The organism is Arthrobacter sp. SPT-J7 (assembly GCF_059089965.1).
In genome coordinates this window covers 1-2,406 of record NZ_JBNHFF010000349.1, presented here as the reverse complement: position 1 = coordinate 2,406, position 2,406 = coordinate 1, and the positions used below count along the sequence as shown (strand labels likewise).

General features: G+C 64.9%; 2 protein-coding genes. Both read right to left on the bottom strand.

Annotation, left to right across the window (positions count from 1 at the left end):
* Positions 1-178: 178 nt before the first annotated feature.
* On the bottom strand, positions 179-586 hold the full coding sequence (locus AC5RWX_RS32475) for a VOC family protein (RefSeq protein ID WP_494100288.1): 408 nt from the start codon (positions 584-586) through the stop codon (positions 179-181).
* Positions 587-760: 174 nt separating this feature from the next.
* Positions 761-2,406 (bottom strand): phenylacetic acid degradation bifunctional protein PaaZ (paaZ, locus tag AC5RWX_RS32470; RefSeq protein WP_494100287.1); only part of this gene is annotated, 1,646 nt, incomplete at its 5' end.

The window sequence follows — 2,406 nt, the reverse complement described above, 5'->3', positions numbered from 1 at the left end:
GGACGAGGCCCGCGGCAACCTGGACCTGTCGGACACGACCGGGGCGGCGCCGTCGGACGACAGCAGCGATGACGGCCTGCACAGCGGTGCCGAATCCTGACACTCCTGGCGTAAACGACGGCAGGGGCGCCCCGGTTGACCGGGGCGCCCCTGCCGCTTTTAAAGGGCCTCGAGTTTCCTAGAGTTCGTACTCGGCCTGGACGCCAAGCTTTTCGTGGACGCAGAGGATGTTGTGCTCCGTGTCCATGAACCAGGCGCACTTCTCCGAATTGGTGGTGCAGATGTGGTTTTTGGTCTTGAGGTTCGGCAGGTCGTAGTCCTGGAACTGCACTCCCCTGGCTTCCATGTCCCGGACGGTCCGCTCAATGTCCGTCACCTCAAAGCTCAGTGCAGTGTGCTCGGAGTGCTTTCCGTCCGAGACGGGCATCAACTGCAGCATAGGGCCGCCGTTGGTGCCGAGCAGTTCGCTTCCATCGTCTGTCATGCCGTGGTGCGGGAGCCCGAGTTTTTCCGTGTAGAACCTGCGGGCCCGCGTCGGATCATCGACTGGCAGGACGGTGGTGGCTGTGTTCATTCTTAGGGTCATATGTCCACCTCCTACGGGCAGAATTTTACGCCCGCCCGCGCCGAAAAGACCTGCCTTCCGCCCCCCAACGCCCCATCAGTTCCTGCAGCGAGACCCGGAACGCCCCATCACCTCTCCGGGGAGGTGATGGGGCGTTCCGGAAAAACGTGCGGAAGGTGACGGGGCGTTGAGAAGCTACTTCTCCACGAGGGTAAGGACGTCGTAGGTGGCCACGATCTCGTCGTTCTGGTTGCTGAGCACTGCGTCCCAGGCAACCTCGCCGTACTCGTCCGTCTCGCGCGGTGTGATCTTCTTTGCGGTCAGCGTGACGCGGATTGAATCACCAGCGGCCACCGGCGTGATGAAACGCAGGTTCTCCAGCCCGTAATTGGCCAGCACCGGGCCAGGCGCCGGCTCCACGAAGAGTCCTGCACCCCAGGCGAGCAAGAGGTAGCCGTGGGCCACGATGCCCGGGAAGAACGGATTCGCCTCGGCGGCCTCGTGGTTGGTGTGGGCGTAGAACGTGTCGCCGGTGGAGTTGGCGAAGGCTGAGATGTCCTCGAGGGTGACCTGGCGGAGCTCCGACCTGACGGCATCGCCAATTCTCAGCGTTTCCAATGACTTCCGGAAGGGGTGGGTTCCCTCCGCCTCAAGGGTGAAGGTTCGGTCCGCGCCGGCATGCCACACGCCTGTAACGGCGGTGAGCATGTTGGGCGAGCCCTGGATGGCCGTGCGCTGCATGTGGTGCATCACCGAGCGGATACCGCCCAGCTCCTCACCGCCGCCTGCCCGGCCGGGGCCGCCGTGGACCAGGTGCGGCACGGGTGAGCCGTGGCCGGTGGAGCTGCGGGCGTCCTGGCGGTTGAGCATCAGGACACGGCCGTGGTGGGCGGCAATTCCCATCACGAGTTCGCGGGCCACAGCCGGATCGTTGGTGCACACCGAGGCCACCAGGGAGCCGCTACCGCGGGCGGCGAGGCGAATGGCATCGGGAATGTCCTTGTATCCGATCACAGAGGAAACAGGACCGAAGGCTTCCAGCGAGTGGACTTCCTCCGCCTCGGGGTCGTGCCAGCTGAGCAGGACGGGAGCCATGAAGGCTCCGCTGTCCACCAGGCCGGTGGAGCCGTCGGCCGAGGTGACCGACGGCGAATCGAGTGTTCCGTACGCAATTTCACCGCCGGCGTCGAGCATTGACTGGACGGCGGCGCGGACGTCCTCGAGCTGTTCAACGGAGGCCAGCGCACCCATAGTGACGCCGTCGGCCCGCGGGTCGCCGAGGACAACACGTTCGGAGATCCGCTTGCCGACGGCCGCAGACACCGCGGAAACCAGCTCCCTCGGGACGATGGCGCGGCGGATGGCCGTGCACTTCTGCCCGGCTTTGGCGGTCATTTCCGTCACCACAGACTTCACGAAGGCATCAAACTCCGGCGTGCCCTCTACAGCGTCGGGGCCCAGGATCGCGGCGTTCAGGGAGTCGGTTTCGGAGGTGAAGCGGACCCCGCCCTGGATTACGTTGGGGTGGGATTTCAGGGACAGGGCGGTGGAGGCAGAACCGGTGAAGGCCACGAGGTCACGGTAGTCCAGCACATCAAGCAGCCCGCGGACGGAACCGGAGATCAGCTGCAGTGAGCCCTTGGGCAGGATGTTGGATTCAACGATGGCCTTGACAACGGCCGCCGCTACGTAGCCCGTGGGGGTTGCGGGCTTGACGATGGTGGGAACGCCGGCGATGAAGGCCGGGGCGAACTTCTCCAGCATGCCCCACACCGGGAAGTTGAAAGCGTTGATTTGGACGGCTACGCCCGGAATGCGGGTGTAGATGTGCTCACCGGCGA

Bases quoted from the DNA above. Each gene is read 5' to 3' on its own strand.
- AC5RWX_RS32475 (WP_494100288.1), bottom strand. From the start codon at position 586: ATGACCCTAAGAATGAACACAGCCACCACCGTCCTGCCAGTCGATGAT.